Annotated in this window: 28 protein-coding genes; 11 read left to right on the top strand and 17 right to left on the bottom strand. The window is 67.4% G+C overall.

Annotated elements, in window-relative coordinates:
* Positions 1 to 63 precede the first annotated feature (63 nt).
* Positions 64 to 993 carry an alpha/beta hydrolase family protein gene (locus K228_RS0109170; RefSeq protein ID WP_025618179.1) on the bottom strand — a complete coding sequence of 310 codons (930 nt, stop codon included), beginning with the start codon at positions 991 to 993 and terminating at the stop codon, positions 64 to 66.
* A 151-nt stretch (positions 994 to 1,144) separates the two neighbouring features.
* On the opposite strand from K228_RS0109170, the gene K228_RS0109165 reads away from it, so the two are divergent.
* Positions 1,145 to 1,726, top strand: a complete 582-nt coding sequence (locus tag K228_RS0109165) for a TetR/AcrR family transcriptional regulator (protein WP_025618178.1) — start codon at positions 1,145 to 1,147, stop codon at positions 1,724 to 1,726.
* A gap of 65 nt (positions 1,727 to 1,791) precedes the next feature.
* Here the strand turns inward: K228_RS0109165 and K228_RS0109160 are convergent, their stop codons facing one another.
* Together K228_RS0109160 and K228_RS0109155 are read right to left on the bottom strand one after the other, a co-directional pair.
* The gene (locus K228_RS0109160; protein ID WP_025618177.1) at positions 1,792 to 3,417 is read right to left on the bottom strand and encodes an ABC-F family ATP-binding cassette domain-containing protein; all 1,626 of its coding nucleotides are present in this window, start codon (positions 3,415 to 3,417) and stop codon (positions 1,792 to 1,794) included.
* Positions 3,418 to 3,777: 360 nt separating this feature from the next.
* Positions 3,778 to 4,746 carry a TerC family protein gene (locus K228_RS0109155; RefSeq protein ID WP_025618176.1) on the bottom strand — a complete coding sequence of 323 codons (969 nt, stop codon included), beginning with the start codon at positions 4,744 to 4,746 and terminating at the stop codon, positions 3,778 to 3,780.
* A gap of 287 nt (positions 4,747 to 5,033) precedes the next feature.
* On the opposite strand from K228_RS0109155, the gene K228_RS0109150 reads away from it, so the two are divergent.
* Entirely contained in the window at positions 5,034 to 5,363 is a 330-nt protein-coding gene (locus K228_RS0109150) for a helix-turn-helix transcriptional regulator (protein ID WP_025618175.1), read from the top strand.
* Positions 5,364 to 5,415: 52 nt separating this feature from the next.
* Positions 5,416 to 5,958, top strand: a complete 543-nt coding sequence (locus K228_RS0109145; protein ID WP_025618174.1) for an AAA family ATPase — start codon at positions 5,416 to 5,418, stop codon at positions 5,956 to 5,958.
* On the opposite strand, the gene K228_RS0109140 is transcribed toward K228_RS0109145, so the two are convergent.
* Together K228_RS0109140 and K228_RS0109135 are read right to left on the bottom strand one after the other, a co-directional pair.
* Positions 5,955 to 6,521, bottom strand: coding sequence for a DUF1697 domain-containing protein (locus K228_RS0109140; protein ID WP_025618173.1), 567 nt, complete (start codon positions 6,519 to 6,521; stop codon positions 5,955 to 5,957). The two genes, K228_RS0109145 and K228_RS0109140, sit on opposite strands and share 4 nt — an antisense overlap.
* A 16-nt stretch (positions 6,522 to 6,537) precedes the next feature.
* Positions 6,538 to 7,035, bottom strand: coding sequence for a GNAT family N-acetyltransferase (locus tag K228_RS0109135; protein WP_025618172.1), 498 nt, complete (start codon positions 7,033 to 7,035; stop codon positions 6,538 to 6,540).
* A 150-nt stretch (positions 7,036 to 7,185) separates the two neighbouring features.
* Between K228_RS0109135 and K228_RS0109130 the strand changes: the two genes are divergently transcribed.
* Positions 7,186 to 7,566 carry an ArsR/SmtB family transcription factor gene (locus tag K228_RS0109130; RefSeq protein WP_025618171.1) on the top strand — a complete coding sequence of 127 codons (381 nt, stop codon included), beginning with the start codon at positions 7,186 to 7,188 and terminating at the stop codon, positions 7,564 to 7,566.
* Between the two features lie 149 nt (positions 7,567 to 7,715).
* Positions 7,716 to 8,498, top strand: coding sequence for a bestrophin-like domain (locus tag K228_RS0109125; protein ID WP_025618170.1), 783 nt, complete (start codon positions 7,716 to 7,718; stop codon positions 8,496 to 8,498).
* Between the two features lie 16 nt (positions 8,499 to 8,514).
* Here the strand turns inward: K228_RS0109125 and K228_RS0109120 are convergent, their stop codons facing one another.
* Positions 8,515 to 8,937, bottom strand: coding sequence for a VOC family protein (locus tag K228_RS0109120; RefSeq protein ID WP_025618169.1), 423 nt, complete (start codon positions 8,935 to 8,937; stop codon positions 8,515 to 8,517).
* Between the two features lie 112 nt (positions 8,938 to 9,049).
* Positions 9,050 to 9,640: a hypothetical protein gene (locus K228_RS29165; RefSeq protein ID WP_029723430.1), complete on the bottom strand. Its 591-nt coding sequence runs from the start codon at positions 9,638 to 9,640 to the stop codon at positions 9,050 to 9,052.
* A 113-nt stretch (positions 9,641 to 9,753) separates the two neighbouring features.
* On the opposite strand from K228_RS29165, the gene K228_RS0109110 reads away from it, so the two are divergent.
* Positions 9,754 to 10,314, top strand: a complete 561-nt coding sequence (locus K228_RS0109110) for a P-loop nucleotide/nucleoside kinase family protein (RefSeq protein WP_025618167.1) — start codon at positions 9,754 to 9,756, stop codon at positions 10,312 to 10,314.
* A gap of 85 nt (positions 10,315 to 10,399) precedes the next feature.
* Here the strand turns inward: K228_RS0109110 and K228_RS0109105 are convergent, their stop codons facing one another.
* Complete coding sequence (locus K228_RS0109105) at positions 10,400 to 11,491, bottom strand: serine hydrolase domain-containing protein (protein WP_025618166.1); 1,092 nt, start codon at positions 11,489 to 11,491, stop codon at positions 10,400 to 10,402.
* A 12-nt stretch (positions 11,492 to 11,503) separates the two neighbouring features.
* Positions 11,504 to 12,175, bottom strand: coding sequence for a DUF4097 family beta strand repeat-containing protein (locus tag K228_RS0109100; protein ID WP_025618165.1), 672 nt, complete (start codon positions 12,173 to 12,175; stop codon positions 11,504 to 11,506).
* 218 nt (positions 12,176 to 12,393) lie between these two features.
* Here K228_RS0109100 and K228_RS0109095 point away from each other — a divergent pair, with 218 nt between their 5' ends.
* A complete protein-coding gene (locus K228_RS0109095; protein WP_029723428.1) occupies positions 12,394 to 13,128 on the top strand; it encodes a helix-turn-helix domain-containing protein in 735 nt (244 codons plus the stop codon).
* Positions 13,129 to 13,273: 145 nt separating this feature from the next.
* On the opposite strand, the gene K228_RS0109090 is transcribed toward K228_RS0109095, so the two are convergent.
* From K228_RS0109090 to K228_RS26900, 6 genes are all read right to left on the bottom strand, one after another.
* The gene (locus K228_RS0109090) at positions 13,274 to 13,648 is read right to left on the bottom strand and encodes an SCO4402 family protein (RefSeq protein ID WP_029723426.1); all 375 of its coding nucleotides are present in this window, start codon (positions 13,646 to 13,648) and stop codon (positions 13,274 to 13,276) included.
* Positions 13,641 to 13,805, bottom strand: coding sequence for a hypothetical protein (locus K228_RS28225; protein ID WP_155251567.1), 165 nt, complete (start codon positions 13,803 to 13,805; stop codon positions 13,641 to 13,643). The genes K228_RS0109090 and K228_RS28225 overlap by 8 nt, the downstream gene beginning before the upstream one ends.
* A 939-nt stretch (positions 13,806 to 14,744) precedes the next feature.
* On the bottom strand, positions 14,745 to 14,969 hold the full coding sequence (locus K228_RS0109085; protein WP_025618163.1) for a hypothetical protein: 225 nt from the start codon (positions 14,967 to 14,969) through the stop codon (positions 14,745 to 14,747).
* Positions 14,969 to 15,109, bottom strand: coding sequence for a hypothetical protein (locus tag K228_RS28780; RefSeq protein ID WP_188116182.1), 141 nt, complete (start codon positions 15,107 to 15,109; stop codon positions 14,969 to 14,971). The genes K228_RS0109085 and K228_RS28780 overlap by 1 nt, the downstream gene beginning before the upstream one ends.
* Positions 15,106 to 15,303 carry a hypothetical protein gene (locus K228_RS0109075; protein WP_025618162.1) on the bottom strand — a complete coding sequence of 66 codons (198 nt, stop codon included), beginning with the start codon at positions 15,301 to 15,303 and terminating at the stop codon, positions 15,106 to 15,108. Before K228_RS0109075 ends, K228_RS28780 begins: the two co-directional genes overlap by 4 nt.
* Entirely contained in the window at positions 15,303 to 15,527 is a 225-nt protein-coding gene (locus K228_RS26900; RefSeq protein WP_080671564.1) for a hypothetical protein, read from the bottom strand. Before K228_RS26900 ends, K228_RS0109075 begins: the two co-directional genes overlap by 1 nt.
* 218 nt (positions 15,528 to 15,745) lie before the next feature.
* Between K228_RS26900 and K228_RS0109070 the strand changes: the two genes are divergently transcribed.
* Both K228_RS0109070 and K228_RS0109065 read left to right on the top strand, forming a co-directional pair.
* Positions 15,746 to 16,612 (top strand): helix-turn-helix domain-containing protein, encoded by an 867-nt coding sequence (locus tag K228_RS0109070; RefSeq protein WP_080671563.1) that lies wholly within the window; start codon positions 15,746 to 15,748, stop codon positions 16,610 to 16,612.
* Positions 16,605 to 16,793, top strand: a complete 189-nt coding sequence (locus K228_RS0109065) for a DUF397 domain-containing protein (RefSeq protein WP_025618160.1) — start codon at positions 16,605 to 16,607, stop codon at positions 16,791 to 16,793. Before K228_RS0109070 ends, K228_RS0109065 begins: the two co-directional genes overlap by 8 nt.
* Positions 16,794 to 16,925: 132 nt before the next feature.
* On the opposite strand, the gene K228_RS0109060 is transcribed toward K228_RS0109065, so the two are convergent.
* On the bottom strand, positions 16,926 to 17,969 hold the full coding sequence (locus K228_RS0109060) for a S1 family peptidase (protein ID WP_025618159.1): 1,044 nt from the start codon (positions 17,967 to 17,969) through the stop codon (positions 16,926 to 16,928).
* A gap of 422 nt (positions 17,970 to 18,391) precedes the next feature.
* On the opposite strand from K228_RS0109060, the gene K228_RS0109055 reads away from it, so the two are divergent.
* Positions 18,392 to 19,111 carry a DUF3159 domain-containing protein gene (locus K228_RS0109055; RefSeq protein ID WP_025618158.1) on the top strand — a complete coding sequence of 240 codons (720 nt, stop codon included), beginning with the start codon at positions 18,392 to 18,394 and terminating at the stop codon, positions 19,109 to 19,111.
* Between the two features lie 239 nt (positions 19,112 to 19,350).
* Here the strand turns inward: K228_RS0109055 and K228_RS0109050 are convergent, their stop codons facing one another.
* Positions 19,351 to 22,242 (bottom strand): glycoside hydrolase family 48 protein, encoded by a 2,892-nt coding sequence (locus tag K228_RS0109050; protein WP_025618157.1) that lies wholly within the window; start codon positions 22,240 to 22,242, stop codon positions 19,351 to 19,353.
* A gap of 659 nt (positions 22,243 to 22,901) precedes the next feature.
* On the opposite strand from K228_RS0109050, the gene K228_RS0109045 reads away from it, so the two are divergent.
* On the top strand, positions 22,902 to 24,275 hold the full coding sequence (locus K228_RS0109045; protein WP_025618156.1) for a GH1 family beta-glucosidase: 1,374 nt from the start codon (positions 22,902 to 22,904) through the stop codon (positions 24,273 to 24,275).
* The last annotated feature ends 19 nt before the right edge of the window (positions 24,276 to 24,294 follow it).

The raw sequence follows: 24,294 nt of genomic DNA, 5'->3' as shown, positions 1-24,294 counted from the left end.
GCGGTGAACGTGTCTGCGTCCACCGCAGTTCCGCATCGGGGAATCACCGTTGCGACGACCCGGTCACTTGACCGAGATCTGCCCCAACCGATCGATGTCGTCCCGCAGCGCGGCCCATACCGTCGCCCAGGTGTCGTCGCCGGGATAGAGCGCACTGCGCAGGTATGCCGCGGTGAGCTGCTGGACGAGGGCGACTCGCTCGGGACTTTCGTCGGTCGTTTCGGTGACGGTGTAGCCGGCGATTCCACCCAGGGAGTGCTCCGCCCCGTGCAGGGTGAGCAGGCTCTTGGGGCCCGGGCTCAGGTGATACGGATCGGTGAACCAGTCCGGCCCGCGCACGGAGAGCGGCGACTGGTCCTTGTCCCCCGCGACCACGAGCGCCGGCGTCGTCATCTCCGCGAAGCTTGGGCTCATGAAGGGGAAGTGTTCAGCCGCGAAAGGACTCAGGTCGGCCCCGCCGGTGCCAGTTGTGGAAAGCAGCACACCGGCGGTGACCCGGGAGTCGGACATGTTCTCGCCGGGAAGGCCATCCGCTCCGAGGACCCGCGCGCCCAGCAGCATGCCGACCGTCTGGCCACCCCAGGAGTGCCCAGCCGCGGCGATCCGGCCGCGGTCGAGTCGTCCTTCGAGACTGGGAACGGCGGCCTCGATCAGGTCGAGGTCGTCGAGCGTACGCTTCAGGTCGGCGACGCGGAAACGCCAGATCTCCGGGTGCCGAGGATCGTCGGGCGCGATGTTCAGCGTACGGGAGTCGAGGTGGGTGGGCTGGGCCACCACAAAGCCCTGGGCTGCCCAGTAGTCGACCAGTGGGGCGTATGCCCGCATCGACTTGCCGAAGCCGTGCGAGAAGATGAGGATTGGTAGTTCGCGTCCAACCACGGGGGCCGAGATCCGCAACCGCAGGTCCTCGCCACGGTCCCCGGCCGGCAGGGTCACCGGGCTGACCGAGACAATCGGAGTGGGCGCTCCTGCCGCTACGTCGCTGTTGAACATGGATAGAGCTCCTTGATAGTGCTGGGTGATGCGCATACGTGGACCTGAGCGGCCGGCCGGACGCGCAAGCAAGCGGAACCTTGTTCCGATTGCCCCAAGAATACGAAACCTGGTTCCACATCCAATTGATTGTGATGGAGGTAACAGCATCGTGGGCGCACCCGACCGTGGGCCGCAGACGTCCGCGCGGAAGCGGGCCGATGCCCGACGCAACGAGCAGAGCCTGCTCGAGGCGGCCGCCACCGCCTTTCTCGCCGCCGGCGTGGACGTGCCGGTACGCGACATCGCCGCCCGGGCCGGGGTGGGTGTCGGCACGATCTACCGCCACTTCCCGACCCGCGCCGACCTCGTCGTCGCCGTCTACCGGCACCAGGTCGAAGCCGCCGCCGAGGCCGGCCCGACCCTGCTAGCAGCGAGCGACACCCCCTACGCCGCCCTGACACAGTGGATCGACCTCTTCGTCGACTTCCTGGTCACCAAGCACGGCCTCGCCGAAGCGCTCCAGTCCGACGACGCCGCCTTCGAGGCGCTGCACGCCTACTTCCTCGACCGCCTCGTCCCCGTGTGCGCCCGGCTACTCGACGCCGCGGCCACCACGGGTGAGGTACGCCCCGACGTGGCGGCCTACGAACTCATGCGCGGCGTGGGCAACCTGTGCATCGGCGCCGGTCGGGACCCCCGCTACGACGCGCGCCGCCTGGTTGAGCTCCTCATCGCCGGGCTGCGCCCCTGACCTGGTCACTCCCGCCCACAACCGCGCACCGGGAACGCTGCCCCGCGCCGCCCGGCCAACCGGCGTCAGCCGCCATCGGGGACGGCGAACTCCCGTAGCTGCCCGTCGTCGATCCGCAACCACCGCCGTACCCCGATCTCGGTGAGGAACCCTTCGTCGTGGCTGACCACCACGAACGCCCCCCGATATGCCTGTAGCGCGGTCTCCAGCTGCCGAATGCTGACCAAGTCAAGGTTGTTGGTCGGCTCGTCGAGCAACAACAGGTGCGGAGCCGGCTCGGCGTACAGGACGCAGGCGAGCGTGGCGCGCAGCCGCTCCCCACCGGAGAGCACCCCGACCGGCAGGTGCGCCCGCACTCCCCGGAACAGGAACCGGGCCAACAGGTTCATCCGTTCCGACTGCGGTCGGTCCGGCGCGTACCGGCCGAAGTTCTCCGCCACTGTCATGTCGGGGTCGAGTAGGTCGAGGCGCTGCGACAGGTAGGCCAGCCGACCGTCTGCCCGCCGTAGAGTTCCCGCTTCCGGGGGCAGGGAGCCGTCCAGCAGACGCAGCAGGGTCGACTTACCGACGCCGTTCGGGCCGGTGAGCCCGATCCGCTCCGGGCCCCGGACGGTCAGGTCGACGCCCTCGCCGGCGAAGAGGCCGCGGACCCGCAGCCCCTTCGCCGCGACGAGGGTACGCCCGGCGGGCACCGCCGTGTCGGGTAGTTCGACGGTGATGCTGGCGTCGTCGCGCAGCGCGCGACTGGCCTCGTCGAGGCGGACGCGCGCGTCGGCGACCCGAGCGGCGTGCGTCTCGTCGGCCTTGCCGGCCGACTCCTGGGCACGCCGCTTGAGGCCACCGGCGATGACTTTGGGCAGTCCGGCGTTCTTGACGTTGCGCGCGGCGTTGTTGGAACGGCGCTCGGCCCGCTCACGGGCCTGCTGCATCTCCCGCTTCTCCCGCCTGACCTCAAGTTCAGCGGAGCGGACATGCCGTTGGGCGGCCTCCTGGGCGGCCTGCGTCGCCTCCTGATAGGCGGTGAAGTTCCCACCGAAGAACCGGACCTCACCCGTGTTCAACTCGGCAATCCGCTCCATCTGGTCCAGCAGTGCCCGGTCGTGGCTGACCACCAGCAAGGACCCGGACCAGTCCCGCAGGACGGCATACAGGCGGTGCCGGGCGTCGATGTCGAGGTTGTTGCTGGGCTCATCGAGCAGCAGTACGTCGGGGCCACGCAGCAACTGGGCGGCCAGCCCGAGGGCGACGATCTGGCCGCCGCTGAGCGTGCCCAGCTGGCGGTCGAGGGCGAGCTCGCCGAGCCCGACCCGGTCCAGCTCGGCGCGGCTGCGCTCCTCGACATCCCAGTCGTCACCGACCGCGGCGAAGTGTTCCTCGCGAGCATCGCCAGCTTCGATGGCGTGCAGGGCGGCGACGGTCGTGGCGACGCCGAGCACCTCCGCGACGGTCACGTCACCGGCCAGCGGCAGGTTCTGCGCCAGATAGCCGAGGGTGCCGTTGACCGTGACGTGGCCGGCGGTGGGGTCGAGTTCGCCGGCGATCAGCCGGAGCAGGGTGGTCTTGCCGGCCCCATTGGGCGCGACCAGGCCGGTACGCCCGGCGCCGACGGAAAAGGACAGGTCCTGGAAGACGGTGGTGCCGTCGGGCCAGGCGAAGGAGAGACGGGTGCAAACGACGGAAGCGTCGGACATCGACAGGACCTCGCGGGTGAGGTGGGCGCACCAGGGCTACCCAGGGAAGGTTTAACGACGATGGGACAGCCAGGGCGGCGGTGCCACTGATGCGCACCCGCTCACTGGCTGGACACTCCGGGATCACCCGGAGATGTCGTCGTCACCTACCACGTCTGCGCTCCCTGGTCCGAGCCGACGACTACCGCGTCAGCCCGATTCGATGCCGGCCCGATCAGACGCCGACCCCACTCGATGCCGGCCCATTGGGTACCGGACCGATTCGATACCCCGCATCCTAACAGCGGCGGGCCGTCAGCGCTTCCCGCTGCACCGATGGCCCAACCGCGGCATGGTCCGTCCCCACGAGTGTGCCCTGGCTCAGGTGCCGGCCGACGCACCAGCCTCGGGCCGGTCTTCGGCGGCCGTGCTGGTGTTCGCGCGGGTGCTGTGCAGACTCCACCCGATGGAGACCGCGATGGTCGCCACGATCACGCCGAGGGTGACCGGGATGGGTAGCTTGCCGACCGGGGTCTCGGAGAGGATCAGCTTGACGCCGGCGAAGGCGAGCAGCACGGCCAGGCCGTAGTGCAGGTGCACGAACCGGCGCAGCAACCCGGCGAGGCAGAAATACAGGCTGCGCAGGCCGAGGAGGGCGAACGCGTTCGCCGTCCAGACGATGAAGGTGCTGGTGGTGATGGCCAGAATCGTCGCGACCGAGTCGAGGGCGAAGATCAGGTCGGTTGCCTCGACCGCGATCAACACCACGAACAGCAGGGTGGCCACCCGCGTGCCGTTGATCCGGGTGAAAAACCGGTTGCCGTGGTAGGTCGAGTCGGTGGGAATGATTCGGCGGACGATCCGGACGACCAGGTTTCGGTCCGGCGGCGTCTCTCCGCCGTGGCGGAAGGCCATCCGGTAGCCCGTGAAGATCAGAAACGCGCCGAACAGGTACGCGGTCCAGAAGAAGCTCTCCAGCAGCTCGGCGCCGACGATGATGAACACCATCCGGAACACCAGGGCACCGATCACGCCCCAGAACAGCACCTTGTGCTGAAACGCGGCCGGCACGGCGAAGTAGCCGAAGATCAGCGCGAAGATGAACACGTTGTCGATCGAGAGCGCCTTCTCGATCAGATAGCCGGCGAAGTAGGTGCCAGCCACGTCACCGCCCTGCCACACCCAGAGGATGCCGCCGAACGCCAGGCCGGCAGCGATCCAGATACCGGACCAGAGCGCAGCTTCCCGGAAGCCGATGACATGGTTGTCGCGGTGGAAGAACAGGTCGATTGACAGCATCACGGCGACGGCCAGAATGAGGACGGCCCAGACCCACCAGGACACAGACATGGACGGAGTGACCCTCTCGACCAGCCGAGCCCACGGCAGTGGGCCGGCGTTACTCGGCCGAAGGTCTTCCCGGGCCACCGCGGAACCGGCGACCGCGCCGCCGAGACCCGGATAGGCCGGATCCGTACTGACGACAGCGCGTCGTGCGTCGGGTACTCCCCCTCAAACTACGCTCTAGTATTCACGAAATATGGTTCCCATGTCAACTCGGCAGAGCTCTGGTCACGATGCTGCATTCGTGTCTTGGGATGCCTATATTGGCGAGCAACACACCGGACAACGACGGGATGGTGATCATGGCTCAGGCGGCCCAGCCCAGGACGGCGGACGGGACGAAGGGGTGGACCTTCCTGACCAATCACGCGCATGTGCTGCTGGCCATCGCCCGGGAACCGACAACGCGACTGCGCGATGTCGCCACCGCTGTCGGCATCACCGAACGGGCCGCACAGGCCATCGTCGCCGATCTGGAAGCCGCCGGCTACCTGCACCGAGAGCGGGTTGGCCGGCGCAACGCGTACACCGTCAACCCGGCCGGCCGATTCCGGCACCCGGCCGAGGCTGACCACCGCATCGGCGAACTGATCGAACTGTTCACCGACGCACCGAACCCCTGACCCGTTCCACCCCTCGCCCACCACCCTGGCAGGACACGAGGAGCACGTACGCATGAGGATCGGGGTCTCCGGGACGCACGGGACCGGAAAGACGACACTGGTCGAGGCGCTACGCGCCCGGCTGCCCGGCCACGTGGCGGTGGACGAGCCGTACCACCTGCTCGAAGAGGAGGGGTACGAGTTCCAGTTTCCACCGTCGCCAGCGGACTACCGGGCGATGATGGCGCGCTCGGCCCGAATTCTCTGCTCGCCACCGTCGCCATCCGCCACGATCTTTGACCGCACCCCGTTGGACTACCTGGCATACCTGGTCGCGACCGGCGCGGACCCGTCGGAGGAGGCCGGTCACACGCCCCTCCGAGCCGCCTTCACCCAGCTCGACCTGCTGGTCATCACGGTACCCACACCCGAGACGGAGCGGCTGCTCCCCGGAACGGAGTGGCCCGGCCTCCGCGCACGAATGAACGACGCGCTGCTGGAACTTGCCTACGCCGACCCGCTGGACGCCTGGCCGGACACACCGGTGCTGGAGCTCGACGGCCCGCTGGACAGCAGAGCCGACCTGGTCCTCGGCACCGTCGCGCAGCTCGGCTAACCGGGATCGGGAGCGGCGCCAACCGGGCCAGCGAGGGACACCAGTTTCCGTACCGTGTTCCAGCTGCGCAGGGTCATGTTCGCGCCGAGCTTGTGGGCGCGGATCGCCTTGCCGAGGGGGGAGTTCTGGGGCCCTTCGGCGAACCACAGATAGCACGTACCCTCGCGGACCATGATCCGATCCGCGCCAAGCTTCGCAGCGTCGATCGAGTCCAGGCGTTCCTGGGGCGGCGCGGGGTCACAGAAACCCACGTGGAAGTAGCTCGGCGCGCGCTCCGCCTCCTCGGGCATGGGATTGCGCTCGATGACCGCCTCGACCAGGGCGCGGCTGCGCACCATGACGGCGATCGACAGACCAAACGAGTCGCTGATCCCCTTCCGGATCCTGCGCGCCACTGCGGCCGAATCCGCGTCCGGCGTCGTGACCACAGCGTTCCCGCTGTTGAGCAACGTCCGCACGTCCGTGTAGCCGAGGTCGGTGAGCAGTGCGGTGAACTCGGCCATCGCGATCCGGTTGTGCCTACCGACATTGATGCCCCGCAACAGGACGATGTGCCTGGCCATAGCCCCCCTCGACTCGTCAGATGATAACCGGGCTGCGGCGCTCCAGCAGCACCACGTCGCGCCACCGGCCGTGCTGACGAGCGACCCGCTCCCGGGTGCCGACGACCCGGAAACCCGCACGGGTATGCAGGGCCAGGCTGGCGACGTTCTCCGGGAAGACGCCGGACTGGATGGTCCAGATCCCGGCTGCCTCGGTGGCGGCGATCAGCGTGGTGAGCAGGAGCCGGGCGATGCCGCGCCCCTGTTGCGTGGGGTCGACGTAGACGGAGTGTTCCACCACTCCGGCATACACACGGCGGGTGGAGACCTGCGATACGGCGATCCAGCCAAGAGCCGTGCCGCTGTCGTCAACGGCGACGTAACGGTGCTCCGGTAGCCGACCGGCATCAAATTCCGTCCAGGTCGGGGCCTGGGTTTCGAGGCTGGCATCGCCGGAGTCGAGACCCGCCTGGTAGATCGCCAGGATGGTGTCGGCGTCATCGCGGCGCATGGGCCGCACAGTGATGTCATTCATCAGCACACTCCTCGGCTCGGTCCGCCCGAAACGCCGGATCGCGCCCCGAGCAATGAATCCCCCCGTTGAGCATCTTTCTCACGTCTGTCAAGTCAATGCCTGCGGGATGATTCACTTGCACGCTGATTCGAGAGGTGTCAACCTAGACGGATGCCGAAGCAAGCGACGCCACTCCCCCACACCGTCCTCGGCGAGGACACGCGCTGCTGCCCTCCCCTGGCGCAGCAGCGCGTGTCCGCGGAAGTCGCCACCGCCCTCGCTCCGGCGTTCAAAGCACTCGGTGATCCAGTGCGACTCCAGCTGATGTCGATGATCGCTTCCGCCGAGAACGGCGAGGCGTGTGTGTGCGACCTGACCCCCGCCTTCGACCTGAGCGGACCGACGATCTCGCACCACCTCCGGACGCTGCGCGAAGCGGGGCTCGTGGACGCCGAGCGGCGGGGCACCTGGGTGTACTACCGAGCCCGGAAGGCCGTCCTCAACCAGCTGGCGGCGCTACTCGCCAGCGGAGGTGAGACGACCGCCCCGTAGGCCGAAGCACCACCTCGCACCGGCCGGCCCCACCACCTCCGCCCGACAACGCCGTCACCCAGTCGCGAAACCCCGCTACCAGCGTCGACAAACTTGACACACTCCTCTCATCTGGGCATGAAACACCATTCAGATGAGGAGCAGCCATCGTGCGCGACTGGAGCCACCTGGTACCAGGCTGGGCACTGTTCCTCACCTTCCTGACGTTCTTCGTCGGGATCGCGGTGCTGGGCGCGTTCCTGCTACACGGGCGGGCCAGGCGGACATTCGGCGACGAGCCGAAGTGGCTGAACTTCATCACGCACACCATCATGATCAGCGGCACCTTCTACGCACTCCTGCTCGCCCTGACCGCCTTCTCCGCGTACGGGACCTACACCCATGCCGGCCTCGCTGTCGCTACCGAGGCGGCGGACCTGAGCGCCCTCTACCGCACGGTCTCCAAGCATCCCGAGCCCGCCCGAACTCAACTTCAGGGCTTGCTACGCGCCCATGTTGACTTCATGGTCGACGAAGCCTGGCCCGCCTATCAGCAAGGAGCCAGCGCGGATGGCGAGCTCGAGGCGGAGAACCACGTTCACGACGTGTTGCTGATGTTCAATCCGAAGTCAGAGAAGGACGGGCAGCTCAACAGTCTCGCCCTGTCGGAGCTGGAGAAGTGGAGCGAAGCGCGCCAGCTCCGCTACACCTACACCACCGCCGCACTTCCGACGACGTTGTGGTTCGCACTCCTGTTCGGCGCACTGGTTGTTATTCTGCTGTCCTGCCTGATCCCAACCCGGACCAGACGCACTCTCATTTTCCTCGTATGTGCCGTCGCCACCATGATCAGTCTCTTACTCTTCGTGGTCGAGGGCATCGACGAGCCGTTCCGCGGATCGATGATTGTTTCCGTTGATCCCTATCTCAAAGCCGGACAAACATTCAACTGACCGCCGCGCAACGACCTCAGCCGAGGCTGGTGCGATAAGTCGCGAAGGTCCACACATGCCCCTGCGGGTCACGGCAGGTGAACTCGTAGGAATCGTGCGGCTTCGCCTCCGGTTCGAGCAGGATCTCCGCACCGGCGGCCACCGCCCTACGATGAAGCTCGTTCACCTCCGGGTCGGTCTCCCGACGAACGAAGGTGCCGGCTGACGCGGCACCGAGCGTCAACGGATCGCCGATCCGCAGGGCCGAATTGGCACCGTTAATCATAATCAAAGCCTGGTCGCCGACCTGGAGTTCGGCGTGGTAGACGTTGCCCTGCCCGTCGTCGAAGACAGCCAGCTTGGTAAAGCCGAACGTGTTGATCAGCCACTCGATGGCCTTCGCCGGGTTCTCGTAGGCGAGGTAGGGAGCGACGGTCGGAGCGACGGAACCATCGACCATGAGACTCTCCTCGGACTCATTGTCACGCCGGGAACGACGACACCCTACGACTGCCCCACGCCCCGGTGTGACGCTACACACCCGATGCAAGCCGATAGCCTCCGATTGACCCTCAGTAATAGCTGGGTTGATCATCTGTGGGGTGAGCCGGGACGACATCGAGCCCCTGGTCGCCGACCAACGCCTCGATAGCGGCCTGCTCGGCTCCGATTCCCGCCCAGTGCGGGTCAACATCGCTGGCCAGACACCAGCGGTGATCCGCGGGCCAGACGAACGCCGGCGGTGCGACGTTGTGCCCACCCCCAAGCTCGGCTGCCCAGACATCGATGTCGTCGAGGGAACCGCGAAACAGGGCGTAAGCACGATGGGGCAACTCAAGCAGTGGGCCGTGCCGCGCCGGTGGCGGCAACGGGGTGTCCGAGTACCCATCCCACAGACAGAAGTAGCACTCCTGCGGAGTGGAGGTGAACGCCCGGAGGAGTTGCAGGGCGCGACGGGTCTGCTCAAGCTCCAACGGGTGCCCGTCCGGAACACCAACATCCGCCTCCGACTCGTCCGGGCCCGCAGGGTCCCGGAAGAAGCGAAGCCGGGCGTAGGCCGCAAATCCAGCCGGCCCAAACGTGATCAGTTGCCCCGCGGAGGCACCCGAGCGCGTGAGCCAGTCACCGGCGCTGGTCTCCGGGCAGTAGCTGAGTCGTCGCACGATCACCCTTCCCTGGCAAAGCCTTCCACCCGGAAACGAAGGTCTAGCCGGAACCGGTCTGGTGGGAAGCCCACCGGCTGTCGGTCCCCAGGCGAGACCGCTATAACCGTACGATGACTGCCCGCCCCACCCTGGTCGTCGTGAGCGGACCTCCCGGCTCGGGGAAGACCAGTCTCGCGCACGCACTTGCCCGAACGATCGGCGCGCCGGCGATCTGCCGGGACGAGATCAAGGAAGGAATGGTGCACGCGGCAACATCCGCCTCCGGCCTTTTAGCCGCTGGACCGGCCGACGAGTTGGCGCTACGGACCCTACCGACCTTCTTCGGCGTGTTGGAGCTACTGCTTCGTGCCGGGGTGACGACCGTGGCGGAGGCCGCGTTCCAGGACCGGCTCTGGCGGCCGGGCCTGCAACCGTTGGGGGAGGTTGCGGAGCTTCGGGTCGTGCACTGCCTCGTTGACGCGAACACCGCGTGGACCCGAATTCGACAGCGATGGAAGTCGAATCCGCTCCGCCGCGTCCACGCCGACCTGCAGGACCCCACTGACCACCCGGTTCGTCATGCGAGTTTCAATCGCGTCGCGCTGGACGCCCCACTCCTGGAGGTCGATACCACAGACGGCTACCGTCCGGCACTCCCGGAGATCGTCTCGTTTGTGGACAAATCGCGGTAAATTCCACAGGAATAGCGCCACAGCACGTGACCTCCGCGGGCAGCGGCCGGCTGCTGGTGCGGCAACGGGCCGGATGCGGGCGGCTTCAAGCGGGTTCGCCGAAGACTGTCTTGACCAGGGTGTCCAGTGCCGGTGGGAGAGCTTCGGCTGGGTTGGTCGGGGCATCTCCGGTGGTCAGCCCGGCGGTCATGGTCCGGCGGCCGTCGGGGGTGCTGTACATGAGTGCGCCATATCCGCCGGGCGCGCCGCCGTTGTGGTGGTAGATGATGCCCGCCGGACCCAGGTCCTGCACGAACACGCCCAGGCCGTAGTCGATCGGGCCGGCCGGCTTGCGCATCTCGGCCAGCAGCGGGGTGGGCAGCAACGCGCCAGCGTTGAGGGCGGCGAAGAAGACGTTCAGATCCCGCGTGGTCGAGATGGCGCCGCCGGCACCGAGCAGCATGGACAGGTTCTGGCGGGAGACGTCGGCCACCGTCCAGGTGTCGGCGTCCTGGTAACGGTAGTAGCCGTGGGCGTACGGCTCGGGCAGGTCGGTGATGTCGCCAGCCAGCACGGTGTCGTGCAGACCGAGCGGGTCGAGGATCCGCTGTCGCATCCATTGGCCGTACGACCGGCCGGTGACCGCTTCGATGAGCAGGGCGGCGAGGGTGTAGTTGGTGTTGGAGTAGCTCCAGTCGGTCCCGGGTTCGAAGCGGGTTGGCTTGGACAGTGCCAGCCGTACCAGCTCTTGGGGGTGGTAGGCGGTCAGCCGGGTGTCGACCCACTCTTTGCCGGTGGCCGGGATGCCCGGTACGACGGTGCCGTCGGGCAGATACTCGCCGGTGTAGTTGAACAGGCCGCTGGTGTGTTGCAGCAGCATCCGTGGGGTGATCCGGGGGGACAGCCCGAGGTTGGTGAGGTGGTCGGCCACAGGGGCGTCCAGCCCGACCTTTCCCTCGCCGACCAGCTGCAGGACGGCGGTGGCGGTGAAGGTCTTGGCCACGCTGCCGGCCCAGAATCGGCCGTTCGTGGGTGGGCGGTCGGTTGCGCCGAGTTTGCCGACACCGGCGCTGCCCACCCATTCGCCGTGCTCGTCGCGCAGGCGCAGCTGTAGTCCGGCGAAGCCTGTGTCGACGAACGCCTCAATCGCGTGCTGCAGGTCTGGCCGGTGCGGCCCGGTGGTAGTCGGATTAGCCATGGCGGATGCTCCTCAGCGGCTGGTGGCGGTGATGTCGCCGTGGGCGGTGCTGGCGTGGATCTTGAGGCTGGCGGCAGCGCCGTCGGTGTTGCGCAGCGCGTTGTGGACCCGGCCCGAGTTGGTGCCGGCGTCCAGGGTGGCGGATGAGTCGCGGGCGGCCGCGATGGTGATGTCGCCCTGGTCGGTGCGCAGCGTGACGGTGCCATTGGCGGCCTCGGCGATCCGAAGGTCGCCCTGGTGGGTGCTGATCTGCGCCGAGCCGTTCAGTCGCCCGACCGTGGTGTCACCGCTGGCGAGGGTCAGCCGGGCGGTCGCGGTCTCGTCGACCTTGATCGAGCCGGCCGCGCCCTCGAAGGTGACGTCGCCGAGGCGTCCGACGCCGCGGATCTCGGCGCTGGCCGTCTTGCCCGCGACGTTCGAGCCGGCCGGCAGTTGGACGGTCACCTCCACCGAGCCGGACGAACCGAGGACCGGGTTGCTGGGCTTCGTGGCCTCGATGCGCAGCACGCCGTTGGCGTAGCTGACCTGGATCCGTTCGGCCGCCGTCACGTCGCGGGTCTTGGCGGCGTCCGTGGGCCGGACCTCCACCGTGGTGTCGGCCCGGTCCGCGGCGATGAGCTGAATGCGCCCGGCGGGGATGTCGAACGTCGCGGAAACGGGGGTGGGAGTGTCGAACGTCGGCATGACCAGCTCCTTCACTGCTTGTTTCTGACACCGGAAACGCTACGTTGCCTTCACAGATGCAGCAACAAGAACGTTGCAATGATTGGCAATTACAGCAGGTCAAGCCCCTAAAATGATTGCAATGGGCCTAGAGGCAACGCAACACCCGAGCGATCATCGTTGCAATGAGTTAGGAGTGAACGCTATCGTGGCGGCATCGACGACGAAGGGGGGCCACGATGCCGGGGGGCAGGCTCACGCAGCAGGACCGCCAGCAGATCGCCGTCGGCCTGGCCGACGGCCTCACCTACGCGGAGATCGCCCGACGCCTCGACCGGCCGACCTCGACCATCACCCGGGAGGTCATGCGTAACGGCGGCGCGACGGCCTATCGGGGCGACCTCGCCCACCACGCCACCACGCGTCGCGCGCGCCGACGCCGGACCACCTCGCCGATTCGCCCGAGCAACCCGCCGGCGGCGCGCGGACGCAACGCCGAGGCGGTACGGGAGTACGAGGAAACCTTCGCCGGCGTGTTCATGGCGTCCGGGCTGCCAAGGATGACCGCGCGGACGCTGGCCTGCCTCTACACCACCGATGCCGGCAGTCTCACCGCCGCGCAGATCGCCGGACGGCTACAGGTCAGCCCGGCTTCGGTCTCCAAGGCGATCGCATTTCTGGAGAGCCAGGGGCTGGTCCGGCGGGAGCGCGACGAGCGGCGGCGGGAACGCTACGTGGTCGACAACGACGTGATGTACCAGTCCACGATGGCCAGCGCGAAGGCCACCGCCCACCTAGGCCAGATCGCCCGGCAGGGGGCGAGCGTCCTGGGCCCGGGAAGCCCGGCCGCCGCCCGGCTGGAAAACATCGCCCGCTTCGTCGACTTCGTCTCGGAGAGCATCGCCCGCGCCGCCGAACAGGCACGCGAGATCCTGCACACCAGGATCGAGGCCCCTCCCGAGGAGACCCACTGAGTCACCCGCACCCACACGCCGGGGCGCCCGTCGACTTCCCCAGCGGCGACATCCACGATTGCTCATCACCCGCGACGCACTTCGCAGCGGGGAGGCCACGCGTCGTATCGATGTCACCCAGAAAAGCGCATCGATATAGACCGCACTAACCATCATCCCTCAGGGTTGAGAGCGCCGCACCTGCGGCATCCACGATCGCCGCCCAGCCCGGCGCCCGTAAATATTCCTCGTCGGAAAGATCTGTGCCCAATTCGTCGAATAATGAATCGATCACTTGGGCCAAGTATCGCATCGCATCGGCTTCCTCCCGAGATCTCAGGTAGGTGCCGATCGCGGCGTCCGGATCTTCCAGCACCTGCGTATCGTCGTACAGGATGTGGATACGATGAGTGAACTCGTCATACTTGCCGGGAGGCAGTTCGCGTCGGATCCACGCAGACCACTGATACGCCGGGTCCGCCAGGGCCTTCACGGCCAGAACTATCTCATGCCGCATCTCGGGAAATCGAATGTCACGCATGGCCGACTCCAAGACGACCAGCGCAGAAGTCCTCGGCAGCCGAACTCTCTTCGACGATACCGGTAACTCCATCCGTCAACCGGTCGTAGATCTGAGCGGCCTCGTCTGATGTTGGGGCCACTTTTTGATACCAGAAAGCTAGATCGAAGCTCGCCATAGCCTTCTCCCGAAGTCGCGAGCCAGGGCCGACTCACAGCACTGAGCTGGGGATACGGTACCGCAGTCCGGGGCAGATCGCGGACCCCGACTAGCATTCGGCCATCTGGCGCAGGGTTTCGGCAACACCTCCATCGGAGACGGGCTTCACCAGCCACGCCACTCCGATCAAGTACCAACGCCGATTACTCAGGCGCAGTTTCGATCGCCGCGAATTGACCAACTACAGCTCAAAGTCCGAGGGAAACACCAGATGCTCTCCCCCGCGCCTGAGGAACCGCCACGCCTCAAATGGGCTGCCGCTTGCCGGGAACACCTCTATCGCGACCCGATCCGATAGATCCACACGCAAATCGCCCGACTTTGTGATTCCTACGTCACGGACAACAAGCGGGGATGACCGGGCTCCCTTGACAATGCGGTCAGCAACAACATCGAAGGCAGTTGTGACTTCTTCATCGTAATGGCAGCTGATGGAATCAGTCAGGACCTCACGGGAGAGCAAAATGTCATCGGACCCAATCAAAATTCGACCTCCCCTCGTAAGCCTAAAGGGACATTGCACATGAATTGCGTACTCACTTCCCACGCGAGAGGCTCCCGTGTCGGATTGACCCCAGACCACATCTGCCCCGAAGGAGAACACCCCCGTATTTAGGGACCTACCAATACCCGACAGGCAAAGGCCGGCTATCGATCGGATCATCTTGGCGGCTTCTGACATTCAGCACGACCCCTAAAGCCCCACAGCCTCATCAATAATTTGATGATAACCATATCCCTGCCAGCAGACGCGCCCTGCCCGGCCCGAGAACTCCTTGACCACGGCTTTGACCTGCCTGTTCAAACGGGCCGTGCGGCGCTGATATCGCTGCACGGCCCGGAACCCTCTTCCCAACTCGCCGCCGAGCTCGCCGGGCTTGACCTGGCCTCCGCACGGCTACGCCCAAGCCAGAAACCGGCGATACAGATCCGCGTTCCTGCCGACCTGCGACAGCTGCACGTCGGCCTCTGCCATCAGCGCCGCAAGGTAGACGCGTAGCGCAATGCGGTCGTCGTGGTATTCGGCCAGCAGGGCGCGGCGAGCAGCGGGGCAGGGCCAATCGGCCCGACAGGTGTCGCAGCCCCATAAGGGCCGCATCGGCAGGTGCCGTTCGTTCACCATCAGGAGGCTCGGATCCGCGCCAGCGCGGCGAGCAGGACTACCCGCAACGCGTGCTCATCGATCGTCGGCGGATAGCCGACCTGGGCTACACCGACCGCCCGGCCAACCAATGGCAGACGACCTCCCGGCTGGGCGGTCACCGCAGGGCCCCGATCACAATGGCGGCGACGACGATCACCACGATCAGGATGGCCACCGCCTTCTGCCTGGTCGTCGGTGGCGGGGTGTGCACCGGCGGGGCGGCTCGCCGTACCCGATCGCCATCGGCCAACGGCGGCGCGCCGTGCGGATCGTGGTTGGCCCGCACCTCGGCCGGCTTGTTGTCGTCGGCCATCACAGCCTCCGTAGCCCGGCCAGCACGGCCGCGAGCACGTCGTCGCTCGGACGCGCACAGCCGACACCAGCGCAGCCGACGACACGGCCGGAAGGCAGCCGCTGCTCCGAATCGACTCCGGTCACGACCGCGAGCTGATCGCTACTGGTCGAGTCAAGCTGCGCGGTTCGACGTACGCGCTGCGGCAGCCGGTCGGGTGATAGGTATTTAGTAGCTGTCCTCATGAATGCTCCTGTTTGAAGGGCCCCACTGCGGTGCTTGCTCCACCCCGGGCGGTGGCTTTTCCACTGCCCTACGACCCACGATTAGCGCAATCGATCTCGGATGCAATGTCTCGGACTAAGAACCTCTATGCAGGACGACGTTTTTAGGGAATGATGCGATCGCCATCTCATGACATGCCCCGCCAGCGCATCAGGATGAGACAGGGAGAGACCCACCAATGACCGACGTCGGATCGACAGTGCCGAGGCGGCAACTTGGCAGGCTGCTTCGACAGGCACGAGAACAGGCCAGCATAGGGCTGGAAGCCGCTGCCGCCGATCTTGAATGGTCCCGCGCCAAGATGTATCGCATCGAATCGGGGCAGGCGCCCATCCGCGTGTTGGACGTTGATCAAATGTGCCGGCTGTATGGAACGTCAGCCGAGATGACGGAGGTCATGAAGAGCCTCGCCAAGGAGTCGAAGAGCAAGGGCTGGTACCACTCCTACGGCGAGGCGATCCCCCGCTGGTTCGAGCTGTATGTCGGATTGGAGTCAGCGGCCAGCCGGATCCGGACCTACGAACATGCTGTCGTGCCGGGGCTACTCCAGACGCCGACGTACGCCGAGCAGGCCATCCGCACCGAGCCGGGTAACCCTCCGGAGGAGGTGGCGAAGCTCGTGGAGTTACGCGCCGAGCGGCAGCGCCTGCTGCACCGAAAGCGGCCCGCCGCCCCAACCCTGGATGTCGTCCTGGAAGAGGCGCTACTACACAAGAACGTGCCCGGGATGCGCGCGCAGATCGATCGACTGCTCGACGCCAGCACGGCCCCGAACATCTCCGTGCGGGTGATGCCCCTCGGCGGCAAGCTCAGCCCGATGGTGACCTCGGGAAGCTTTGTCATTCTGGACTTCCCCAAAATCGGGCTTCGCCCCGCCGAGCCGACCACGGTCTACAATGAGGGGCTGTCCGGCGCCCTCTACCTCGATCAAATAGCGGAGGTTCGAACGTACGCCGACGCCTGGAATGCGCTGACCGCGCAAGCGCTGGACGCCGACGACTCCCGGAAAGCCCTACTCACGATCAAGGAGAAGTACTATGACTAGGCTCAGTGACGCGATGTGGCGCAAGTCCGGCCGGAGCTCGGGCCACGGGAACTGCGTGGAGGTTGCCGACAACCTTCCGGATGTCGTGGGTGTCCGGGATTCCAAGGACCCGACCGGGCCCGCCCTCACCTTCGGCCCGGCGGCATGGCGCCGGTTCGTCACCTACACCAAACAGCACTGACCAGCAGCCACAGAGAAGGCCCGGCCTCCCGTGGGAAGCCGGGCCTTCTCCTGCACTACCTTTTCTGCGCCGCTGATCGTCGGCTGTGGCGCGGCACCGGATGGCGTCCGGCGCGCCCCACAATCGGTTGGATCAGTAGACGTTGACGCCGTAGACGTTCAGGGCTTCAACGACCGGCTGGAAGAAGGTCGTGCCACCGAAGGAGCAGTTGCCGCTACCGCCGGAGGTGAGGCCGAGCGCGGTGGAGCCGCTGAACAACGAGCCGCCGCTGTCGCCCCGCTCCGCGCAGACGTTGGTGCGGATCAGGCCGTAGACCGTGCCCTCGGCGTAGTTGACGGTGGCGTTCAGCCCGGTGACCGAGCCGCTGCGCAGACCGGTGGTCCGGCCCGAACGCTGCACGGACTGGCCGACGTAGGCGTTACCGGCGGACGTGATGTCCTGGTGATTGCCGTTGTAGAGGTAGACGTAGCCCGGCTGGTAGCCGCCGCTGAGGCTGACGATGCCGTAGTCATTGCCGGGGAAGCTGGACCCGGCGGTGGGGCCAAGGTAGTTGCTCAGCGAGCTGTTGGCGTACCAGTTCGAGATCACGTCGGTGCAGTGCCCGGCGGTGAGGAAGTAGTAGTTGCTGCCGCTGCGGACGTTGAAGCCGAGCGAGCACACACCGGCGCTGCCGTAGATCGCCTCGCCCCCGGTGATCCGGGTGCTGTACACACCCGCCTCCGACTCGATGCGCACCGCACCGCCGCTGCGGGCCACGGCGGCCTCGACCTGCGCCAGCTTGGCACCGGTCACCGTGCTGTCGACGGAGACGACGACCTGGTTGGTCGCCGGGTCCGTCCACCAGGCGGTGCCGGGGATCTTGGCTGAGCGTTCCAGCTCCGCGGTGGCGCGCTGCAACTCGGCGGCACCACGCTCGACGATCTTCGGGGTGGCTCCGGCGGTGCTGACCTGCTGGGCGGCAGCAGCGTCGGTCACCGTGACGACGATACTGCCGTCGGCCTCGGCGTAGACGCCGGCGGCGCGGTCGCCGAGCTGCTCGGCGAGGTCAGCGGCGGCTTCCGGAGACGCGTTGGGGGCTGCCGCCTGCGCGGGGCTGCCGACGAGTACTCCGACCACCAGAGTTCCGGCCGCGGCCACCGCCGCGGCGCGACGCAACGTAAACCTCGTAGGTCGCATGTGACACCTCCATTGGGGGTGTGGGAGGAAGGGCCCACGCCGAGAGCGGCGGGGGCCGGTGGATCAAACCCGGCCGAACGGGGGAAACGGCCAGGGTGAAGAGAAGTATTCACATGTTTCTATTACTTGGCAAGGCGCGCCGGTCTTCGATTTGCCCGACCTAACGCACCCTTTTATCCGATTGCTACCAAATGCGTGGCCAAAATCACCACAATGGCAAACCGTTGGCACCGGCACTGATCTGCGGCCCACGCGCCCCTGAAATAGGAACTGCGCGCCGCAGCTCGGACAATAGGCGACAAAAAGGAAGTCACCACCTGATCACCCACTGCCGTCGCCGTACTAGGTTGGAGGTCGGTCTACCGGTTCGCCCCCCGCCAATTCGGTCGACCGTGCTGGTCGCGACGACGGGAGGGGAGCAAGTGGGCAGCACTGCGGAGCACCAGACGCCGACGCCGGAGCCGGAGTCCCTCACCGACCTACTCGGCGGCCGACGTGGCGCGATCGACGCCACGGTGCCGCCGGTGGCGTTCGCGGCCGGCTGGCTTCTCGGCGGCGAGTCGCTGCAGATCGGGGTCGGCGCGGCGCTGGTGACCGGCGCAGCCGTGGCGGGCTGGCGATGGCGCCGTGGACACCGACCCCGGTCAGTGCTGGTGGGCCTGCTCGCCGTCTGCGTCGGCGCGCTGGTCGCACTTCGGACCGGACGAGCCGAGGACTTCTTCCTGGTGCAGCTCCTCGCGAACGCGGCGAGCGCACTCGCCTGGATGTTCAGCATCGTAATCCGCTGGCCATTGCTGGGAGTGGTCGTCGGCGGCGTGTTGCGACAGCGGACCCGCTGGCGCCGAGACCCGGCGCTACTGCGGTCCTACAGGCGCGGCAGTTGGGTCTGGACCGCCAGCTTCCTGCTGCGGGTTTCGGTCTTCCTGCCGCTGTGGCTCGGCGGCCAGGTGGTCGCGTTGAGCGTTGCCCGGGTAGCGCTGAGCTGGCCGTTGGTGGCCGCCGTCCTCGGCGTGAGCTGGGTGGTGGTGCGCCGTTCACTGCCGGCCGGTCATCCGGGGTTACGGCATCCGGTGCTCCCCGGCGAGGCATCGGCGCAGGCCGAACAGGCGCCGCAGCGCGAGTCGGCGGGCAACCCGGGCTAGACAGAAAGGGAGAGGCCGCCACGGGGGGAGCGGCCTCTCCGGTGACGTACATTACCCCGTCGGGATCCGCTCCGCGCTCCCGGGGACACACTTATTTTGGCCAGTTTGCAGATTGCGCGCACTCCGGCCAATCGGACATCCCCGGGTCAGGCTGGTCGGGCAGCCCCAGCCCGCCCCGCCTCCTCTCATGTCCACTCAGCAACCCGGGGGGATTGTCCGTTATATTCCTAATCTGCTAGTCAGTTGTTCGGAAAGAGCCGCCCAAAGTCGGCGTACGCCATCGCGACGTCGGCCTGAGCCCAGAACCGGTGGTAGCGGAATGTCGGCTCGGCGCCGCCGTCCAGATAGGCCTGGACCTTTGGCCAGTCCGGATCGTTGAGGTAGAACGACCGGATCTCGACGAAACTCCTCCCCGCCTCGATCACGTCGCCGTTGGGCATCGTGCCCATCCAGCCCGGCGGCAGATAGAGGCCCTGCCCGGTGCTCGCGTCATAGACATCGTCGAAGCGCTCGTAGTCGCCCCGCTTCTCCACCGTCGACACACCCAGGGCGTCACTGGCGGCGTGCAGCGCGTCCAACAACCCCTTGGCCGTGTTCTTGGCGGCCACGTCCCCCGACCTCGCCGCGTACGCGATCAGGGTCCGGGCGTAGGCGGCGGCGGCACCAACGTCCTGGCCGGTCTCGGTCACCTCGACGTGCAGGTCGGTGTTCGGCTCCGGGTTGGTCGGGTTCCACGTGTTCGGCTGGCCCGTCCAGGTGAGTTCGGCCGGGATCGACCAATCGGCGCCCAGAGTGGTGTTGGCGATCGCCCACGGCACCCACCTGTCCAGCAACGCCTCGGCCCGGGCATCACCGGTCTCGAGGTAGAGCTCGGCGATCCGATGCATCGACCAGGCCTGCATGCCGAACCACTGGTTCGACGGCGGGTCGTGGTAGACCGGCTTCTCGTCGTAGAACATGCCGTAGAAGGTCGGCGTGCCCGCGGGTGGCTGACCGTACCGGCCGCCCCAGCTGTTGGTCGCACCACCAGCGATCGCGCCCTCGGCGGACTGGAGCCAGGTATACAACTCCAGCTGCCGCTCCAGACTCTGGGCCCAGTCGGTGGTCGCGCTCGGCGACCTCGGCTCAAGTTCCGGCACGGTGGTCAGGGCCCAGGCGGCGAAGGGGTTCTGGTAGCCGAAGTGGTTGTGGCTGGAGCCGATCCGCCACGACCAGTTCTGACCCGGCTCGTACGCGCCGCCCCAGGCGTAGTACCAGGACAGTAGGTAGTGTGCGGACTCCCGACCACTGCCGGCGGGGCAGGTGGACGCCCCGACACAGTTGCCGATCTGCTTGAAGTACTTGTCGAACATCGCGTACCGCAGGTAGTCACCCAACCTGGCGGCCTTGGCCACGGTGGCCGCCACCTCCCCGGCCCGGCCCTGCTGCGTGGCCCAGGTCAGCGCCCAGTAGGCGGCCTGCACCGCCCGGGCGTCGGCGTCCGGCGCGTTGGTGTACTTCCACTGCTTCGCCGGCGCGTTCTGCTCCTGGACGGAGATGTCCAGGAAGCCGTACTGCCCACCGTGGGTGAAGGTCTCACAGGACGGCTGCGGGACGGTCTCCCAGACCGACTCCTGCTGCCCACGCTGGAAGGTGTTGATGTACGCCGGCCGGGTGGTGCCGTCGCCGCACCGGCCGAAGCCGTAGGTGTTGTCCACGTCGAGCAACCAGTGCATGCCATAGATGTCACCGGTGCCGTAGGTGGACTGGAGTTCGGCCCGCAACGGGTCCTGGCCGACCGGGACACTCGGTTGCAGCTGCGCCGGGTACTCGCTGGGCAGGTCGTACTCGGCGGCGTACTGCGCGGTGCCGGGGGCGCCCGCGGTCGGCTGGTCGGCGGAGGAAGGAATGATGTAGTTCTCCAGCACCGTCCAGGCGTTGTTGAACGGCGCCCAGTCCGCGGTCACCCGGCCGTACTGCGCCTCCAACCAGAGCCAGAAGCTGAACGCCTCACTCGTGGTCTCGTGGCCGTGGTCCGGCGCCTCGACGATCAGGGTCTCGATGGAGTGGTACGGTACCCCCTCGGGGCTGAAGTACCCAGAGTTCTTGATCTTGCCGTACTGGGTGAGGAACCGTGCGACGTACTCGTTGTCGCCGCCGGGAAGGTCGTTGTCAATCTCCGTCGCGGTAATCGTCAACGCGGCGAGGCCGGCGGCGGAGGCGGTGATCGTCGCGCTGCCCCCGGCGGTGTCGGCGTCCTCGGCCGCCGACACGGTCACGTCGACACCGGTGTTCCAGTTCCCGGTGGTCAACGTCAGCGAGGTGGGGGCGACGGTGAGGTCGGAGTCACCGGTACGGGCGAGGCCCACCTGGACGTTCGCGGCCGGTGCCGCACTCAACGTCAGGGTCACGGTGGCGTCGCCGCCCTCCGGCACGCCCACCGTGGCGGGGGTGGCGACCAGTTGTGGGCCGGCGGCGGGTGCGACGGTGAAGGACTGCTCCGCGATGGCGCTGAGCCCGGTGTCGTCGTACGCCCTCGCCTGCACGGTGTAGGAGCCGGCCGGCAGACCCGGCAGGGTGTACGCGTACGGGGCGGTGGTGTCGGTGTTGACCAGCAGACCGTTGCGATAGAAGTCGACCTTGCTGATGCTCCCGTCCGGGTCGCTGGCGGTGGCCGTCAGCGGCACGTCGGCCGGCGCCTCGAAGGGCCCGGCCGGCACGTTCAGCGAGACCGTCGGCGGCTGCTGCGCACCACCGCAGGGGACGCCGTTGACGGAGAACGAGGTCGGGTCGGCATTGGTACCGCTGTACGCGGCGTTGAAGCCGATCTGTGCGGTGCCGCCGGTGCCGAGACTGCCGTTCCAGGACTCGTTGGTGGCGGTGACGTCGTTGCCGCTCTGGCTCCACTGCGCCGACCAGCCGTGGGTGATGGTCTGGTTGCCGGCGAAGGCAAATCGCAGGGTCCAGCCCGTGATCGGGTCGCCGAGATTGGTAAGGGTGAGGTTCGCGGTGAAGCCGCTGCCCCAGTCGTTGGTCGTGTAGCTGACGTCGCAGGCCGGCGCGGCCGACGCGGCCTGCGCGGGTAGGGTCGCCCCGCCGGCTACCGCAAGCACCGCCGCGGTGGCTATCGCCCAGCCGCGGCGTCGGTTCATGGGTCTCATGCGCGGTGTCTCCTCGGACCAGGCCGGAGCCGAAACTCCGGCGGGGCGCCGGGCCGTTCCTCCTGCGGGCGAGGCACCCGGGTTAAGGACCCCCGGCCAAGGCCGGGGCCGGTGACGTGGCGTGGACGGGCGCCCGTCCACCTCGGGTGCCGCACCGGACTTCCCGGCTGCCCTCGGCCCCGCGCTTCCGCGACGGCGGCTCAACCATTAGCTTGCCACGCCTGGAAACGCTCCCACAAGGCAGGACGGAATCAATCCAGTCCCATGTTTCAATTTTGTTACGCCACTTTCACAAAGCAGTTACGAGACGTTACAGTCGCAACCAGAAAATTGGGAGCGCTTCCACCTCGACTCCCACTTCCAGAGTGGAAGGAGGTGCATCCACAAGCCACTCGCGTGACCCGGCTCCCACGTGACACGCACGGGCCAGACGCCCCCGTCCGACCCGGCATGTCCAGTACCGATGGGGGCGGGGGCTGCCCTCCCCCGCCCCCATCTCGCACCCCGGCAACAGTGCGATGGGGGCGCACCGCCCCACGCACCGCCCAGAATCCCCTCGCTCCCGGACTCCCGCCGGGAGGACCGGAGGCGTATTCTGTTCTTGGGAGCGCTCCCGGTCCGGTTCAGAACTAGCAGAGGAGACTCCCCCGATGTCGACACCCCCGCACACCGCGCAGCCCGACAGCTCGGAGCACCAGCCGGCGGACACCCTGCGCTTCCCACCCAACTTCGGCTGGGGAGCCGCCACCTCCGCCTACCAGATCGAGGGCGCGGCCAAGGAGGACGGCCGGGGCGAGTCGATCTGGGACACCTTCAGCCACACCCCCGGACGGACCCGTAACGGCGACACCGGTGACATCGCCGCGGACCACTACCACCGGTACGACGCGGACCTCGATCTCATGGCCGAGTTGGGCCTGCGCAGCTACCGGTTCTCCATCGCCTGGCCCCGCATCCAGGCCGACGGCACCGGTGCGCCCAACCAGCGCGGACTGGACTTCTACCGGCGGCTGCTCGACGGACTACACGACCGCGGCATCCAGCCGGTGGCGACGCTGTTCCACTGGGACCTCCCCCAAGCCCTCCAGGACCGGGGTGGCTGGGAGTCCCGGGAGGTCGCCCACCGCTTCGCCGACTACGCCGAACACGTCTTCCGGGCCCTCGGAGACCGGGTGCCGACCTGGCTGACCATCAACGAACCGAAGACCGTCGTGCAGAACGGCTACCTCTCCGGCCACCACGCCCCCGGCCACCAGGACCCACAGGCCGCGTATCTGGTCGCGCACCACCTGCAACTCGCGCACGGACTCGCCGTTCGGGCGTACCGGGCCGTCGGTGGGGCCGGGCGCATCGGCCCGGCGTTCAACCTGCACCCGTGCTACCCGGCCGACTCCTCCCCCGACGCGGCCGAGGCCGCCTGGCGCTACGACGGCTACGAGAACCGGCTCTATCTCGACTCGACGCTCACCGGCCGCTACCCCCAGGATGTGCTCGACGACCTCGGCCCCGACCACCGCATGGTCCGCGGCATCCACGACGGCGACCTCGGCATCATCTCCGCCCCCGTTGACCTACTGGCGGTGCAGTACTACACCCCGTACTACGTCACCGCCGCGGGCACCACCGTGCGACGCTGGCCCACCTCCGAGGCATCCTGGCAGCAGATCTACCCCGAGGGCATGTACGACATCCTCACCCGGATCACCCGGGACTACGGCCTGATCCCGCTGACCGTCACCGAGAACGGCCTGCCCACCCCCGACACCCTCGCCGCCGACGGGACGGTCGACGACGACGGGCGGATCCAGTTCCTCCGCGACCACCTGGCCGCCGCGCACCGCGCCATCGCCGCCGGGGTACCACTGGAGAGCTTCCATGTCTGGTCGCTACTGGACAACTTCGAGTGGGCCGAAGGCTACGACCAACGCTGGGGGCTGGTCTACGTGGACTACCCGACCCAGCGTCGAGTGCCCAAGCGCAGCGCGCACTGGTACCGCGAGGTGATCGCGGCGGGCGGGTTCTGACCACGGGGCGCGGCCCACG

The sequence above is a fragment of the Salinispora cortesiana genome (assembly GCF_000484695.1).
Lineage (GTDB): Bacteria > Actinomycetota > Actinomycetes > Mycobacteriales > Micromonosporaceae > Micromonospora > Micromonospora cortesiana.
This window is presented reverse-complemented; position numbering and strand designations above follow the sequence as displayed.